Source organism: Ramlibacter albus (assembly GCF_014297445.1).
GTDB classification, from domain to species: Bacteria; Pseudomonadota; Gammaproteobacteria; order Burkholderiales; family Burkholderiaceae_C; genus Ramlibacter; species Ramlibacter albus.
In genome coordinates, this window is record NZ_JACORU010000005.1 from 212,912 (window position 1) to 227,904 (window position 14,993).

Below are 14,993 nucleotides of genomic sequence, written 5' to 3' on the forward strand. Positions count from 1 at the left end.
GTAGGAGCGATGAACGAGACGATGGTTGAACCCTGCTCCATGCTGTTCGTGCCGGCGGACACGGACCGATTCCTCGCCAAGGCGGGCCAGCGCGGCGCCGACGCGCTGATCCTCGACCTGGAAGACGCGGTCGCGCGGCCGGCCAAGGACGCCGCGCGCGCCAACATCCCAGGCTTCGTGCCGCGGCTGCAGGCAAGCGCCGGTGTTCCGGTGTACGTGCGCGTGAACAACGAGCCCGGCCTGCTGGACGCCGACCTCGAAGCCGCTGTCGCGGCAGGCGCCAACGGCCTGCTGGTGCCGAAGGTGGATACGGCCGCGCAGGTGCTGCGGCTGGACCACGCGATCGGCGCGCTGGAGGCGCGGCACGGCCGCGAGCCGGGCGTGGTGCGCGTGGTGGCGCTGCTGGAGTCGCCGCTGGCGATCTGCAATGCGCTCGCCATCGCGCAATCGTCGCCGCGCCTGAGCGCGCTGCTGTTCGGCACCGAGGATTTCGGTGCGGCCATGGGCATCCCCTCGCAGCCCGAGAGCATGGCGGTGCCGGCGCAGATGCTGGCGCTGGCCGCTGCTGCGGCGGGGCTGCAGCCCATGGGGCTGCCGGGCACGGTGGCCGAGTTCACCGACACCGAGGCGTATCGCAGCGTGCTGATGCGCGCGCGGAACATCGGCATGCGCGGCTGCATCTGCATCCACCCGGCGCAGGTGCCGATCGCCAACGAGGTGTTCGGCGGCACGGCGCAAGAGGCGGAGCGTGCGCGCAAGTTGCTCGAATTCTTCGATGCGTCTGTGGCGGCGGGCCGCGGCGCCGTCGCGTACGAAGGCAAGATGATCGACGAGCCGATCGCCGTGCGCGCGCGGCGCTTCCTCGAGCGCTACGACGCGCTGCAGGCGCGCCGCTCGAAGGCGCGCAAGGACGCGGCATGACCGGCGGACGTTTGCCGCTCGCGGGTATCCGCGTGCTGGACCTCTCGCGCCTCATGGCGGGCAACATGCTCACGCTGCAGCTCGCGGACTTCGGCGCCGAAGTCATCAAGGTGGAGAGCGCCCAGGGCGACACGCTGCGCGACTGGAAGAACGACGGCAAGCCGCTGTGGTGGAAGGTCTACGGCCGCAACAAGAAGAGCATCTGCCTGGACCTGAAGGACAAGGGCGACCGCGATGCATTGCTCGCGCTGGTGCCGCAGGCGCAGGTGGTGGTGGAGAGCTTTCGCCACGGCGGCATGGAGGCCTTTGGTCTCGGCCCCGACGACCTGCATGCGGTGAACCCGGGCCTCGTCATCGTGCGCATCTCGGGCTGGGGCCAGACGGGGCCGTATGCGGAGCGGCCCGGCTTCGGCACCCTGGTCGAAGCGTTCTCGGGCTTTGCGGAGCGCAATGGCTTCCCCGACAAGCCTCCCGCGCTGCCGAACCTCGGCCTCGCCGACATGATCGCGGGGCTCTCCGGCGCGTTCGCCACGCTCGCGGCCGTGCGCGAAGTGGAAGTCAACGGCGGGCAAGGGCAGGTGGTGGACCTGTCGCTGCTCGAACCGATGATCGGCGTGCTCGGCCCCGACGCGGCCATCTACCAACACACGGGCAAGCGCCCGCGCCGCCTCGGCAACCGGGCCGAGAATGCCGCGCCGCGCAATGCCTACCTGTGCAGCGACGGCCACTGGATGGTGATGTCCGGCTCGACGCAGCGCATGGCCGAGCGCGTGATGGCCGCCATCGGCCGGCCCGAGCTCGCGCTCGACCCGCGCTTCATCGACAACTCCGCGCGCATCGCCAACATCGATGAACTCGACGCGCTGATCGGCGGCTTCATCGCGCAGCGCACGCTGCAGGAGAACCTGGCCCACTTCGCCGAATACGAAGTGACCGTCGGCCCGGTCCTCAACGTGGATGAGATCGTGAAAGAGCCGCACGTGAAACAGCGGCAGGTGCTGGTGGACGTGCCGGACCCGGAGCTGGGCAGCATCCTCATGCACAACGTGTTCCCGCGTTTGTCGCGCACGCCCGGCACCATCCGCACGCCTGCGCCGAAGATCGGGCAGGACCAGGCATTGATCAAGAAGGAGACGAAGTCATGAGCCCCTACGATCCCGTTCGCCGCCGTGTCGCCGCAGGCCTTGCGCTTGCGCCGCTTGCCGCCGCCTTGCCTGCTTTCGCGCAATCGACGCTGCCCAAGCAGATGACGCTCATCGTGCCGCAGGCCGCCGGCGGTTCCAACGATGTGATGGCGCGCGCCGTCGCTGCGCGGCTGCCGCAGTTCACCGGCGCGAACGTCGTCGTGGAGAACCGCCCCGGCGCGGGCGGCAACGTGGGCTCGGCATGGGTTGCGAAATCCGCGCCGAAGGACGGCAGCGTGTGGATGGTCACGGTGAACAGCGCGCAGGCGGTGAACCCCAGCTTGTACAAGTCCACCGGCTTCGACCCGATCGCGGACTTCGAGCCTGTGGCGGGCATCGCCGTCGTGCAGCACGCCATCGTCGTGAACCCCAAGTTTCCGGCGAATACCTTGCAGGAGCTTGTGGCGCTCGCGCGCAAGGAGCCCGGCAAGCTCAGTTACGGCTCGTCGGGCAACGGGACCTTCTCGCACCTGCTGATGGAGATGCTCAAGAAGTCGCAGGGCGTGCAGATCACGCACGTGCCGTACAAGGGCGTGGCGCCCGCGCTCACCGACGTGATCGGCGGCACGCTCGACATCATGGTGAGCACGATCCCTGCGTGCCTCCAGTTCGTCAAGGGCGGGCAGCTCAAGGCACTGGCGGTGCCCTCGCTGCATCGTGCGCCCGCACTGCCCAACGTGCCGCTGGCGATCGACGCGGTGCCCGGCCTCGTCGGTGAGCTGTGGGTGGCGATGTATGCCCCCAAGGGCGTGTCGAAGGACATGGTGGAGCAGATGCGCAAGGCCGTCGCGTCGGTGCAGGCCATGCCGGAGATGGAGGCGTTCTTCACCGCGCAGGGCGCGACCGCGATGAAGGCCGGCCCGGCGGAGCTGGGCACGATCACGAAGGACGAGATCGCCAAGTGGGCACCGATCATCCGCGAGTCGGGGATGAAGGTGGACTGAGCGGCGCTCAGCGCAGCAGGCCGAGGTTGTCCTTCACCAGCGCCAGCATGCGCTCGGCGCTGGTGCCCGGCGGCATGAACGCGACATAGCGGCCGGCCGGGTCCAGCAGGTAGAAGAACGCCGTGTGGTCGATGAAATAGCCGCGCGTGGCCGGCACCTTCTCATAGGCCACCTTGTACGCGGTGGCCACGCGCCGCGTTTCGGCCTCGCTGCCGCGCAGGCCGACGATGCGCGCGTCGAACGACTTCACGTATTCACGGACCACGGCCGCGGTGTCGCGCTGCGGATCGAGCGTGACGAAGACGGGCTGCACCTGCGCTGCGTCCTTGCCCAGCAACGAGAGCAAGCGTGCCATCTGCACCAGATCGGTCGGGCACACGTCGGCGCAGCCGGTGTACCCGAAGTACAGCAGTACCACCTTTCCGGAGAAGTCGGCGAGCCGCACCGGCCTGCCGTCGACGCCCTGCAAGGTGAAGGGGCCGCCGATCGGCCCACGCCCATTCATCAGGTCGTCCATCATCCGCGCGGCACCGGTGCGCTGCTGCGCGCGGCCGGGCAGGGCGGCGCAGGCCGCGGCCGCCGCAAGCAGGCGCCGCCGCGCGACGCTCACGCAGCGCCGAAGGAGATGATGGTGCCCGTGGTCGAGGTCACCAGCCGGTCCGCGAAGATGTTGCGCATCGCGTTGACAAAGCCGGGGCCCGAGCAGTGCAGGGGCACCACGACATCGGGCGACATGGCCTTGAGTTCCTCGATGGTCTTGAGGATGTAGTCGTCCGGCGCGGGGAAGAGGTGGATGCCGCCCATCACGGCGTGCAGCTTGTCGATGCCGGAAACCTCCATCGCCTGCTTCACCGTGTTCACCACGCCGGCGTGTCCGCACGATGTGATGACCACGAGGCCGCGGTCCTTCACGTTGAACACCGTGCCGTGTTCGTGCAGGTGGTTGTCGGGCGCGAGCTTGCCTTCCGCCTTGGCGTTTTCGGCGGGCATGTTGCAGCCCAGGCCGTCCTTCATCGAGAAGTCGACGAAGGTGTTCGGCAGCACGCGCTCGAAGCTGCGGCGCTGGATGATGCCGGTGCTGAACGCGTGGCCCTCGATCACCCGCGGCTGCTCGCACGGCACCACCGCCACTTTGAGCGCGGCGAGCTCGCGGCGGTCCAGCGCACCGAAGTCGCTGAAGTGGCCGGGCTGCGCGGTCTGCGATTTGCGGATGCAGAAGTTCTCCTCGCCGCCCACGTACAGCTTGAGGTCGGCGGGCAGCTTGTCGCGGTACTTCTGCAGCAGCGCGACGAGCCCGCCGTAGTGGTCGAAGTGGCCGTGGCTGACGATCAGGGCCTGCAGCTGCTCGGGCCGCACGCCCACGATCTCCATGTTGTTCATCAGCGCCGCGGGGGTGTATCCGAAGTCGAGCATCATCGTGCGCCTGTCGGTGCCGATGCGCGACTCCAGCCCGAGCGACAGGCCCCACTCGTTGTGCAGCGCGCGGCGGTAGTCGGCGCGCGAGACGAAGGGCACCCGCTCCACGCGCACCCACTTGTTGGTTTGCGGGCGGGGCGTGTCGTAGCTGCTGTCCGTCACCACCTTGACGGTGAGGCTGTCCACCGTGGGCACCTGCAGCGCCGCCGCGCGGGTGGCGCGTGGCATGGCGGCCGCGCAGCACACCGCGGCCGCGGTGGAGATCCATTGACGCCGGGAAACGGTCACGTACTTCATAGCAGCTCCTCGTCGTTGTTGCGGCCCATTCTTGCGGACCGCGCCCCGCCAACGCAAAACCGCCTGTCGGCGCTGCGTCAGCCCGGGCCGCTGCCCGAGGACCAGCGCGGCAGTGAGAAGCCGGTGAGCATCGCCAGCACGCGCAGCCCGCTTGCGCACGCGGCGCCAAGCAGCAGCGCGATGCCCGCCGGCGTGCCGGCGTGCTGCGCCAGTACCAGCACCCACCCACCGACGAATGCGCAGACCGCGTACGGGCTGTGGTCCCGCAGTGCAGCAGGAATTTCATTGCAGACGATGTCGCGCAGCACGCCGCCGAAGGTGGCGGTGATCACGCCCATGAGCACGGCGACGATGCCGGGGAGGTCTTGCGCCAGCGCGAGCTGGGTACCGCTCGCGCTGAACAGTCCGAGGCCGAGCGCATCGGGCCATTGCATCGCGCGCTCCGTCGGTGCGAAGTGACGACTGCGCAGGAAAGCCATCGCGAGTACGCAAAGCGCGAGCAGCGCCCACAGCCATTCGGAGTGCGCGACCCAGAAGAACGGGCGACGGTCGAGCAGCACGTCGCGCAACGTACCGCCGCCGAAGGCGGCGAGGCCGGCCACGATGCAGACGCCGACGGGGTCGAGGCGTTTGCGTGCGGCCTCGAGCAGGCCGGACAACGCGAAGGCGAGGGTGGCTGAGGTTTCGACCGCGGTGAGGGCGATGGAGAGGAAAGAGGCGTCGGGCATGTCAGGAGGCGATCTTGCCCGAGTCGCCCGGCGCCAACCCGCTCCCGCACATCTGGCAGAACTTCGCCTCCGACCCGTAGCCGCCCGTGCCGCAGGACGCGCACGTCCGCGCTTCGGCCGCCACGGGCCACGCGTGACGCCGCACCGTCATCTCGGCGGTGACGATGCCCGTCGGCACCGCGAGCGTGCCCCACCCGATCAGCATCATCAGCGACGCGATGAGGCACCCGAGTTCCGTCTTGGGCGTGATGTCGCCGAAGCCGACGGTGGTGATCGTCGTGATCGCCCAGTACACCGACGTCGGGATGTCGCGGAACCCGTTGTCCGGGCCCTCCACGACATAAAGCAGGGTGCCGAGCACCAGCGCCACCATCAGCACCGCGGCCAGGAAAACCATGATCTTGCGGCGGCTGGCCACCAAAGCCTCGGCCATCACCTGGTATTCGGCGATGTAGCTCGTCAGCTTGAAGATGCGGAAGATGCGCAGCAGGCGCAGGATGCGCACGTCGATCAGTGCGTGCAGCTCGGGCAGGAACAGGGCCAGGTAAGTCGGCAGGACAGAGAGCAGGTCCACCACACCGAAGAAGCTGCGCGCGTATCGCAAGGGGTGTTGCACCGACGCCAGCCGCGCGAGGTATTCCAGCGTGAAGAGCGCCGTGAACATCCACTCGGTGACTTCGAAGAACGTGCGAAACCTGAGGTTCCATGCCCGCACGCTGTCGGCCATCACCACCACGACGACGAGGATGGCGACGATCACCAGCGTGTCGAACATGCGGCCGGCGCGCGTGTCCGACTCGAAGATGATCTCGTACATGCGGCGGCGGATGCCGCTGGGAGGCTTGCCGAAGGGATGGTCGGTGGGGGGCATCGACGCTAGCTTAGCTGCGGTTGACCATCGCGTGGCCGGACAGCGCGAAGGCGAGGGTGGCGCGCCGTTTCCGCAAGCGCCAGCTTCTCGCTCTATTTCGGGCCAGGTGCGTCCGGCCCATGCCCCAGGCGCCAGACCGCCCAGAACAGGAAGCCGGCGGCAGCCCCGAGCATGCCGAAGTTCCACAGGTCTTCAAAACTCGCATAGCCGCCCGGCAAGGCTACCCCGCGACGCATGACGACCCCCGCAAAGATGCCAACGAGAGTGGCCGACCACCAACGGATCGCCCTGAATTTCCGCATGGCAAAGTAAGCTGGAACGCCAAACAGGACTGTCGCGACAGCGGAGAAGTAGTACATGATGAAGAACGTCACCAGCATCGTGTCGGCCGCGCGATTGCCGGTCAGCGGATCCCCGATGCCTACGCACAGTGCGGGTAGCACGGACGCCGCCACGAAGGCGAAGCATGTTGCACGGGCCGGCTGCACGTCTTTTAATCGTGGAGCGCGCCGTGCCCCTGCCTCCAGATCAGCCAGAAGAGGAAGCCGGCAGCAGCGCCCAGCAGCGCGAAACGCAACAACACCGCCGGTTCCGGGTCAGCAGGGATAGTTGCGACGCCGCGGACGACCGCACCGGCCAGCGCCCCGAAAACCGTTGCTGACCACCACTTCACCAGGTTCAGCCTCCGGAGTGCGAAATACGAGGGGACGCCGATCAGGACCGCCGCGACTGCCGAAAAGTAGGCCATGATGAACGTCGTCGCCAGCATCGACAGCAGGTCGTGATCACCCGTCAGGGGATGGAACACACCGATGTAGAGGGCTGGAAGTGCGGCGGCTGCCACGAATCCCAAGCAAGTCGCAGAACCGGGCCGCAAGCCGTCACCTCCGGCAAGTGCATCGTTGGACGATCATCTTCATCTCGCGCCCCCACACATATTCGTTTGCAACTGCAGTCAAGAGCGATGGCATCAATGACGACTGGATAAAGTTCGTGCCCTCACCATACGTGTGCAAGACACCGTCGGTCACCGTCCTCGCCACATAACCTGGTCCGAATCGGCTGCCCGGTCCCGTGATGTTGACGACGAGCTGCGCGCCCGTATTGAGGTCGTTGGTCAGGAACGAGGTCACGATGTTGCTGTCGGTCACGAATTCCACCACCGCATTGTTCGGTGTGCCTGCAGCCGTTGCCGCATTCGGAAGACCCGGCGTGGGATTGTCCTTGAGCATCTTCAGCACGCACTCACGATCAGCAGGAGCGAGCCGCTGCACCACATCGTACGCGTGATAGAGCGGATGCGTTGGCCCCATGTACGCAGGAAAACCGGGCTGCGCAGGGACCCTGAACGACGGACCGCCCGGAAAGCGGCACTTGGTGAACCCGTCCGCGGTGACACAGTCCAGGCCGGTCGGGTCGAACTGCGTCAGTGGGTTCGCTTCGGCGTAACCGAGCCGGGTGAGCCGATCGCCCAAAGCCGGAGGGTCGGAAGCCGACGCGGAGGCTGCGACGGCAAACACAAGCGCCAGCGCCGCAAAGATTGATCTCGACTTCATTGCCGCTCCGTTCCATAGGAAATTCCCAGCTCCACCGCTTTGCGTCGGTAAGCCTCGCTCTTCCCCATCTGCCCTTCGGCTCTCCAGAACCGCGCCAGGTAGTCAAGACAAACGACATCGCGCGGATCGAGTTCGTGGATCGCCTCGAAGTAGGCGAGCGCCTCCTGCGTCCTTCCCTGACGGTAGATGACCAAGGGGATCTGCAGCATCACGATGCCGAGGTACTCCCGCATCGTCAGCGTGCGCATGTAGGCGCCGCTTTCCAGTCCCCTCTGCGGTACACCGTACCGCCTGATGTACTCAGCGTCGCTGAGCACGCCACCGCCGCTGGTGACCTCGATGTTGTGGTGCGGCGCCGCGAGCCGCACGTAGCGCAGGAAGCAGTGGAGGGGCGCTGTGACTCCGCGAACGAAAAGAGGAAGGCGCTGCGCCACTGACATGTACAGCAGCGGCATCGTGATGCACATCCCCTTGCGCGTGTCGAGGATGCCGTTGAGGAAGTAGTTGGCCTGCTTGTCCCTCGCGTCGGCGGCATGGTCGTACGCCATGCCCCAATGGCGAAACATGTACGTGTTGAATGCGATCAGCGTGTCGATGTAGTTGCGGCTCGGCTGGCTGGCCATGTACTGCCGGGCGCCACGCACCATCTCATCGATCCTCGATGAGTACCTCTCGACGTCGAGGCGAGGGTAAACCTCGCGTGCGAGGACGAGCGACGCGCGGCCGACGTCGATGCGGTCTTCCGGCAGCGCGAGGAGGTCGCTTACTGCCGCAGGCAACCCGTGCGGACGCGGCATTGCTGCGGATGTCGAAAGCGGCGCCGCGACGATCGCCGCGAAAGTGCTTGCCAGCGCTGTTCTCCGTTTCATGTCTCTCCCTGCGTCGAAGACATGTTCCGTGAGAAGTGCGTCTCTCAGGCCGAGGAATGAACAAAAACACTCGGGGCAAGACGGAAGTCTGATGCGCGACGTTGGGAAAACGCACCCCCTCTTGGTGATGGAGTTCTAGTCAGACTAAGTTCGACGTTCCCGAATCGATCGACGAAGGCAACGACGATGCCCGGCGCCTCTTTCGCGGATAGCGAGTGCGTTGCGTTCGAGGTGATGTCGATTCGACGTCAGCGCTGTCGATTCGACGCTGAACTTGGCGTGTCCGCCTGCCCCGCGATCTTGCCGGCCAACCAGCGCCGCGCATCTTCGACGATGGCACCTCGCTCATCCCGGTCGAGCCGCTGCAGCAGCAGTTTCTCGACGGTCCCAGCTGCGCTGCTGCTGCGCCCCTGCCGCTCCTCCACGCGAGCGATCCGAAGCGCGGCGTCCAGCTCCAGGAACACGGACCCATAGCGGCGGCACACGTCCAGCGTCTCGCGCCAGCACTGCAGGGCACGTTCCTCGTTGCCAGCCAGCAGGTGCAGGTCTCCCTCGACCAGCCCGATCTTCGCCGCAACCGTCGCGTCCGAGTAGGTGCTGGCCAAGTCCCTTGACCGCGCCACCTGCTGCAGCCCGCCCGCCACATCGGCATGGAGGCGCAACGTGTCCGCGAGCACGAGTTCGTAGTAGGCCAGGCGGATGCGCACCCCGTGTCGCCGCAGCCCTTCAACCGTGCGGTGCATCTGCGCAAGGTCGTGCTCGCGGCCCAGCATGGCGTTGGCCCAGCCGATGGCAAGGGTGAGGATGCCGGTCGCGAACCCGGCGCGGCGGCAGTCCTCCAGCAATGGCGGAACGACCGCCAGCATGCGCTCGGGCTCGCGGCCCATGAAGCAAAGCCCGCCCAGCGTGATGGTGGCAATGAGTCGCGAGCCCAGGTCCGACGCCTGCGTGGCGCGCTCGAGTGCCTCGTCGAACGTGCGCCGGGCCAGTTGCGACTGGCCCAGCGACCATTGCGCGGCACCGCGGTACGAGAGGGCGCATACCGCAGGATCGTGGCCGCCGAAATGGCGCAGGTAGAGTGGCCGGTCGCGCGGGTCATAGAGCGCGAGGCCGGCGTCCGCCGCGCGGATCGTTGCCTGCAGCTCGCCGCGGTTCAGCAGCGTTTCCCACTCGGCATGGTGGACCTGCAACTGCTCACGCGGGTCGCCGGACGCCGCCGCCATCTCACGCATGGCCTGCAGCATCGCGGCCTGTTGCGCCGTGCGGCCCTGGTGCTCGTACGAATACCACAGCCCGAACGCGATCGAGAACCGCTGGGCGGGCGTACCTGCGTGCAGCGACAGCTCGCGGGCGCGTTCATAGATCTCGATGCTGACCGGCACACCGACACCCCGCGCCATCATCACCAGCGGGCCGAGCTTCAGCAACTGCGCGAGCTCCTGCGCGTCGCGTTCGGGCCCCGCCGCCTGCCCCCGGATAAGCGCCAGGGCTTGCTCGTAGTGCTGCTGCGCCTCGCCGGCAGCCCCGCGGCGCGCCGCACTCGCGCCGGCAACGTTCCAGGCCTCGATGGCTTCCCGGCTGCGGCCGGCGGCCGTGAGGTGCCAGGCCGCGGCCTCCGCGCGGCCGCTGTCGCCCGAGCCGCGGGCCGCGATCAGGTCCGCCAAGCGGCCGTGGAGCTCCCGCCGAGCGGACAACAGCAGCGTCGAGTACGCGCTCTCGCGGATGAGCGCATGCTTGAAGGTCCATTCGCGCGGGCCTTGCTCGCGCGGGGGAAGGACGAGCCCGGCCTGCGCGACACGATCGAGGGAAGCAAGCACATCGGGTGCGTCGGTTCCCGCGAGTGCCGCCAGAAGGTCGACATCGAAGCTGCGCCCGATGACGGAAGCCAGTTGCAGGAGCTCGCGCGCGGTGCCGAGGCGGTCGAAGCGGGACAGCAGCGATGCCTGCAGTGTTTCGGGGACGTCGACGGTTGCCGCGCCGCGGCTCTCGGCCTCGACCACCGCCCGCGCGATCTCCTCGAGGTAGAGGGGGACTCCGCCACCGCGTTGGACGATGGCGTCCACCACGCGCCGCGGCAGGCTGTTGCCGTGGGTTGCGCGATCGACGAGCGCGTGCGCCGCCGCGGGCGCCAGCTGTTCCAGCGGCACTTCGGTGTCCGCGCGCAACTGGGTGGCGATGGTCTTTTCCGGCCGCGTGGTGGCGATCAGCAGGACGCGCCGGCTGCGGAGGGCCGCAGCCAGGGCGCGCAGCCATTCGGACGTGGAAGGGTCGATCCAGTGCGCGTCCTCCACCAGCACCAGCACCGGCCGCTTCGATGCCGCATCGCACACCAGTTCCACGAGTTGCTCGCGCAGCGCGTGCGACGCCGCCGTGCCCCCGCCTTCGAAGAGCGGTGCAAGACCTTTGGCACGGGTAAGCGCCGACGGCGCGTCCAGCCTCGCGAATTCGGCCATCCACCCGGCCAGCCTGTCCTCGAGCGACTTCGGGTCGCCGGTGCGGGCGCCATGGACTTCCAATGCGTGGCGCAGCGGGTAGTGGTCGGTGGCCGTGTGGTGCGGCGAGCCTTGGAGCAGGAGCGAAGCCGCACCGCTTTCGCTTGCATTGGCACACGCTTCGCCGGCCAGCCGCGACTTGCCGATGCCAGGCTCGCCGCTGACGACCACCGAGCGGCCTCGGCCGTCGCATGCCGACCGCCATGCGTCCCGCAACACGGCGGCCTCCTTCTCTCGCCCGACGAGCTCGGACGAAACATCGGGTGCCTGGAATCGCGCGGGCGCGGCCGCAGTGCCGCTTACGCGCCAGCACCCGACCGGCGCGGAGAACCCCTTGAAAGCGACCTCGCCGAGTTCTTCCAGCTGGACACCCGGCCCGAGCAGGCGCCGAGTCGCCGCATCCACCACCACGTCTCCGGGCGCGGCATGGCCCTGCAGCCGGGCGGCGCGATTCGGTGCTTCACCCACGGCCACGGAGCCGGCCACGAGCTCGCTTGCGACCACGCCACCGACGACGACGAGGCCGGTCGCAATGCCGCAGCGAGCGCGCAACGGGCGGCCCGCAACCGACAACTTGCCAGTTCCCTCCACGATGGCCACGGTGGCGCGGACCGCGCGCTCCGCGTCGTCCTCGTGCGCGCGCGGGTAGCCGAAGTAAGCGAGCACGCCATCGCCGAGGTATTGCGCCACGGCGCCCTGCCATTCGCCAATGACGCGCGTGGCAAGTTGCTGGTACTCGCCCACGGCGCGGCGCAGCTCCTCCGGGTCCAGCTGTGTGCTCAGCGCGGTGAAGCCGGCCAGGTCGATGAAGCAGGCCGTGAGCATGCGCCGCTCGCCATCGGGCCGGATGGCCTGGCTCGCGCCGGCGAGCGCGCGCAACAGGCGCTTGCGGTCGCCGAGCGCGATGCCGAGTGACTGCAGGTCGGCATCGGTCAGGTCGGCGGCAATGTCGAGGTCGATGGCTGCGGCACGCAGCACGGCTTCCAGGTGGGAAAGCTGGTGCTTGGCCAGCAGTACTGCAAGACTCATGGCTGCCGGCGAGCATAGCCGACGGCAGCCGCGCCGCCTAGGGCTGCCCCACCACCACCCACCCCAGCATCCGCATCAGCGGCTCATCCGACACCCGCAGCAGGATCGCGTCCTCGCTCGCATCGTGCTGCTGCTCCAGCCAGCACGGCGCCGCGATCATGTCGCCGCGCTGCCAGTCGAACTCCTTGCCGCCGATGCGCGAGCGGCCGGCGCCCTGCACCACGGTGTAGATCTGGTTGATGCTGGAACGCACCGGCTCCCAGTGGGTGCCCGCCGCCATCGCAATGGCGACGCGGTCGAACGTCGTCAGCGTCACCGGCCCCAGCAGGTGCTGGCGCACACCCGGCGCAACCTCCGGCGCGGCGGCCGCCTTCGCGGCGTAGTCGGCGAACGCAAACCGCATCGGCGACGTCGCGTCGATGCCGTCCGAGGGCTCGTTCACGTCGGGGTAATGCTGGAAGAACACGGGGCCGATGCCGATGGCCAGCGGCGCGTCGAGGAAGTCGATCCAGTACGCATCGCTGTCGCTCTCGTTCGCATGCCCGTGCCAGCACCAGTTGGGCGTGAGCAGCACGTCGCCGGGCTCCATCGGCACCTTCATGCCTTCGACCACGGTGTACGTACCCGGCGCAGCGTCGAGCACCACGCGCATCGCGTTCGGCGTATGCCGGTGGCTGCGCGCCGTTTCGCCGGCCTTCACCATCTGGTACGCGCCGACGATGGTGGGCACGGTGGCGTAGTCGTTACCCGGGTGCGGGTTGGCCATGATCAGGTTGCGGCGCTCGGCCCACTCGGTGCCCACCAGTCGGCCCGCCACGTGCAGCGCGGCGCGCGTGTCGGCATAACGCCAGCGGTGGCCCACGAAGGGATGGCGCGGCTCGGGCACGATGGCCGGCTTGGCCTTCGCCCAGCCGTTCTTCACCTGCACCTCGTCCAGCAGCTTGTACAGCGCAGGCAAATCCTGCGCGCTCTCGAAATCGACTGCAGGCCTCATCGTCACTCGGGTTTCACGTCCGCGGCGCGGATCATCTCGGCCACTACGGCGGTCTCTTCACGGATCACCGCGGCGAATTGCTGCGGCGTGCCGGCCACCACCGTGAGGTTGCGCGAAGTGGCGTTCTTCTCGGCGAAAGCCGGGTCGCGCAGCAGGGCGCGGACATCGGCGTTGATCTTGTCGACGACGGCTTGCGGCGTGCCCGCGGGCGCGAACAGGCCATACCAGATCGACGCGTTGAGGTAACCGTACCCCTGCTCCTGCGCGGTGGGCACGTTGGGGTAGAGCGGCGAACGCTGCTTGCTCGTGATCGCCAGCGGCTTCATCTTGCCGGCCTGCATCAGCGCACCGGCCACGCTGCCGCTGCCGGTGGAGACGGCCACCTCGCCCGCGGCCAGCGCGGTCATCAGCGGCGCGATGCCCTTGTACGGGACGTGCGTCAGGTCGATGTTCTCGCGCTTGGCGAGCGTGGCAAACGCCAGGTGCGGCTGCGTGCCCGGCCCGAAGGAGCCGTAGGGGTACTTCACCGGGTCCTTCTTCGCGAGCGCGACGAATTCCTTCAGGTCCTTCGCCGGCACCGCCGAACTGGCGAGGATGAACTGCTCGCTCTCCACCATCTCGATGATGGGCACGAAGCTCTTGTCGGGGTCGTAGGGTAGCGTCTTGTAGAGGTAACGGTTGGACGTGAAGGTCTGGTTCACCGTGGCCAGCAACGTGTGCCCGTCGGCGGGCTGGCGCGCCACGTAGTCGGCGCCGATCAGCGAGCCGGCGCCGGCCTTGTTCTCGATGACGACCGGCTGGCCCCACTTCTGCGACAGCTCCTGCCCGATGGCGCGGATCATCACGTCGATGCCGCCGCCGGCCGGGAAGGGCACGACGATGCGGACGACCTTGCTGGGGAACGTGCCTTGTGCGAATGCGGGCAGGGCGAGGGCGGATGCCGAGGATGCGATGAAGGTACGGCGGCGGATCATGGCGTCTTGCTGCGAGTGGGTTTTTTCGAGGCGAGGAAGAGGTGGCCGTGCAGGTTCTCCAGGTGCGCGGTCATCAGCTCGGCGGCCTTGGCCGCGTCGCGCTTGCGCAGCTGCTGCAGGATGGCGCGGTGCGCCTTGGATGTGTCCAGGCGCGGCGCTGTGTCGTCGCGCGCCATCACCTTCAGCACGATGTCGGTGAGCGCGTCCATGATGATCACCATCACCTCGTTGCGCGTGGCCACCCCCAGCAGGTGGTAGAAGTGCAGCAGCTGGCGCCGCCGGTCCTCGATGCGGCCTTCGCGCGTGAAGGCCTCGGTCTTCTCGATGCTGGCTTCGAGCGCGTCGAAGTCTTCGGTGCTGCCGCGCTCGCATGCGAGGCGGATGATCGAATCCGTGATGAGAACGCGGCTCTCGGTCAGGCTCTCCAGCGTGATGCGGCCCAGGTTCACCATGTCGCCGAACGAGCGCGTGACGACGCCGGGGTCGCCTTCCTTGATGAACGCGCCGCCCTTGACGCCCTTGCGCAGCTCGATCACGCCGGACATCTCGAGCCCGCGCAGTGCTTCGCGCACCGCCGTACGTGACGCGTTGAAGTTCGCCGCGAGCTCGCGCTCGGCGGGCAGCTTGTCGCCGGCCTTCAGGCGGCCCAGTGCCAGCTGCGTGCGGATCTGGTCGCGGATGACTTCGAAGGTGCGCGGCGAGGGCGCGGCTTCCATGG

General features: G+C 68.1%; 15 protein-coding genes. 3 read left to right on the plus strand and 12 right to left on the minus strand.

What is annotated here, in order from left to right; all coding sequences use genetic code 11:
- The first annotated feature begins 9 nt into the window (after nucleotides 1-9).
- From H8R02_RS15235 to H8R02_RS15245, 3 genes are read left to right on the plus strand one after another with little or no spacing between them, the layout of a single operon-like run.
- A complete protein-coding gene (locus H8R02_RS15235) occupies nucleotides 10-921 on the plus strand; it encodes an HpcH/HpaI aldolase/citrate lyase family protein (protein ID WP_187082293.1) in 912 nt (303 codons plus the stop codon).
- On the plus strand, nucleotides 918-2,066 hold the full coding sequence (locus tag H8R02_RS15240) for a CaiB/BaiF CoA transferase family protein (protein ID WP_187082294.1): 1,149 nt from the start codon (nucleotides 918-920) through the stop codon (nucleotides 2,064-2,066). Before H8R02_RS15235 ends, H8R02_RS15240 begins: the two co-directional genes overlap by 4 nt.
- Nucleotides 2,063-3,049: a Bug family tripartite tricarboxylate transporter substrate binding protein gene (locus H8R02_RS15245; RefSeq protein WP_187082295.1), complete on the plus strand. Its 987-nt coding sequence runs from the start codon at nucleotides 2,063-2,065 to the stop codon at nucleotides 3,047-3,049. Before H8R02_RS15240 ends, H8R02_RS15245 begins: the two co-directional genes overlap by 4 nt.
- 7 nt (nucleotides 3,050-3,056) lie before the next feature.
- On the opposite strand, the gene H8R02_RS15250 is transcribed toward H8R02_RS15245, so the two are convergent.
- The 12 genes from H8R02_RS15250 to H8R02_RS15305 all read right to left on the minus strand — a co-directional run bounded on the left by H8R02_RS15250 (nucleotide 3,057) and on the right by H8R02_RS15305 (nucleotide 14,991).
- The gene (locus tag H8R02_RS15250) at nucleotides 3,057-3,659 is read right to left on the minus strand and encodes an SCO family protein (protein WP_222622499.1); all 603 of its coding nucleotides are present in this window, start codon (nucleotides 3,657-3,659) and stop codon (nucleotides 3,057-3,059) included.
- Nucleotides 3,656-4,762, minus strand: coding sequence for an MBL fold metallo-hydrolase (locus H8R02_RS15255; protein ID WP_187082296.1), 1,107 nt, complete (start codon nucleotides 4,760-4,762; stop codon nucleotides 3,656-3,658). Before H8R02_RS15255 ends, H8R02_RS15250 begins: the two co-directional genes overlap by 4 nt.
- Nucleotides 4,763-4,839: 77 nt before the next feature.
- On the minus strand, nucleotides 4,840-5,490 hold the full coding sequence (locus tag H8R02_RS15260; RefSeq protein ID WP_187082297.1) for a trimeric intracellular cation channel family protein: 651 nt from the start codon (nucleotides 5,488-5,490) through the stop codon (nucleotides 4,840-4,842).
- A 1-nt stretch (nucleotide 5,491) separates the two neighbouring features.
- On the minus strand, nucleotides 5,492-6,361 hold the full coding sequence (locus H8R02_RS15265; RefSeq protein WP_187082298.1) for an ion transporter: 870 nt from the start codon (nucleotides 6,359-6,361) through the stop codon (nucleotides 5,492-5,494).
- 92 nt (nucleotides 6,362-6,453) lie between these two features.
- Nucleotides 6,454-6,849: a hypothetical protein gene (locus H8R02_RS15270; protein WP_187082299.1), complete on the minus strand. Its 396-nt coding sequence runs from the start codon at nucleotides 6,847-6,849 to the stop codon at nucleotides 6,454-6,456.
- Nucleotides 6,850-6,854: 5 nt separating this feature from the next.
- On the minus strand, nucleotides 6,855-7,205 hold the full coding sequence (locus tag H8R02_RS15275) for a hypothetical protein (RefSeq protein WP_187082300.1): 351 nt from the start codon (nucleotides 7,203-7,205) through the stop codon (nucleotides 6,855-6,857).
- A 37-nt stretch (nucleotides 7,206-7,242) separates the two neighbouring features.
- On the minus strand, nucleotides 7,243-7,917 hold the full coding sequence (locus H8R02_RS15280; protein WP_187082301.1) for a hypothetical protein: 675 nt from the start codon (nucleotides 7,915-7,917) through the stop codon (nucleotides 7,243-7,245).
- Nucleotides 7,914-8,786: a transglutaminase family protein gene (locus H8R02_RS15285; RefSeq protein ID WP_187082302.1), complete on the minus strand. Its 873-nt coding sequence runs from the start codon at nucleotides 8,784-8,786 to the stop codon at nucleotides 7,914-7,916. Before H8R02_RS15285 ends, H8R02_RS15280 begins: the two co-directional genes overlap by 4 nt.
- Nucleotides 8,787-9,034: 248 nt before the next feature.
- Nucleotides 9,035-12,307, minus strand: a complete 3,273-nt coding sequence (locus H8R02_RS15290) for an ATP-binding protein (protein WP_187082303.1) — start codon at nucleotides 12,305-12,307, stop codon at nucleotides 9,035-9,037.
- 37 nt (nucleotides 12,308-12,344) lie between these two features.
- The gene (locus tag H8R02_RS15295; protein ID WP_187082304.1) at nucleotides 12,345-13,301 is read right to left on the minus strand and encodes a cupin domain-containing protein; all 957 of its coding nucleotides are present in this window, start codon (nucleotides 13,299-13,301) and stop codon (nucleotides 12,345-12,347) included.
- Between the two features lie 2 nt (nucleotides 13,302-13,303).
- Nucleotides 13,304-14,275, minus strand: coding sequence for a Bug family tripartite tricarboxylate transporter substrate binding protein (locus tag H8R02_RS15300; RefSeq protein WP_187082305.1), 972 nt, complete (start codon nucleotides 14,273-14,275; stop codon nucleotides 13,304-13,306).
- Nucleotides 14,272-14,991, minus strand: coding sequence for a FadR/GntR family transcriptional regulator (locus H8R02_RS15305; RefSeq protein ID WP_187082306.1), 720 nt, complete (start codon nucleotides 14,989-14,991; stop codon nucleotides 14,272-14,274). Before H8R02_RS15305 ends, H8R02_RS15300 begins: the two co-directional genes overlap by 4 nt.
- Nucleotides 14,992-14,993: the final 2 nt, after the last annotated feature.

Bases quoted from the DNA above. Each gene is read 5' to 3' on its own strand.
- H8R02_RS15235 (WP_187082293.1), top strand. From the start codon at position 10: ATGAACGAGACGATGGTTGAACCCTGCTCCATGCTGTTCGTGCCGGCG.
- H8R02_RS15240 (WP_187082294.1), top strand. From the start codon at position 918: ATGACCGGCGGACGTTTGCCGCTCGCGGGTATCCGCGTGCTGGACCTC.
- H8R02_RS15245 (WP_187082295.1), top strand. From the start codon at position 2,063: ATGAGCCCCTACGATCCCGTTCGCCGCCGTGTCGCCGCAGGCCTTGCG.
- H8R02_RS15255 (WP_187082296.1), bottom strand. From the start codon at position 4,762: ATGAAGTACGTGACCGTTTCCCGGCGTCAATGGATCTCCACCGCGGCC.
- H8R02_RS15260 (WP_187082297.1), bottom strand. From the start codon at position 5,490: ATGCCCGACGCCTCTTTCCTCTCCATCGCCCTCACCGCGGTCGAAACC.
- H8R02_RS15265 (WP_187082298.1), bottom strand. From the start codon at position 6,361: ATGCCCCCCACCGACCATCCCTTCGGCAAGCCTCCCAGCGGCATCCGC.
- H8R02_RS15280 (WP_187082301.1), bottom strand. From the start codon at position 7,917: ATGAAGTCGAGATCAATCTTTGCGGCGCTGGCGCTTGTGTTTGCCGTC.
- H8R02_RS15285 (WP_187082302.1), bottom strand. From the start codon at position 8,786: ATGAAACGGAGAACAGCGCTGGCAAGCACTTTCGCGGCGATCGTCGCG.
- H8R02_RS15290 (WP_187082303.1), bottom strand. From the start codon at position 12,307: ATGAGTCTTGCAGTACTGCTGGCCAAGCACCAGCTTTCCCACCTGGAA.
- H8R02_RS15295 (WP_187082304.1), bottom strand. From the start codon at position 13,301: ATGAGGCCTGCAGTCGATTTCGAGAGCGCGCAGGATTTGCCTGCGCTG.
- H8R02_RS15300 (WP_187082305.1), bottom strand. From the start codon at position 14,275: ATGATCCGCCGCCGTACCTTCATCGCATCCTCGGCATCCGCCCTCGCC.
- H8R02_RS15305 (WP_187082306.1), bottom strand. From the start codon at position 14,991: ATGGAAGCCGCGCCCTCGCCGCGCACCTTCGAAGTCATCCGCGACCAG.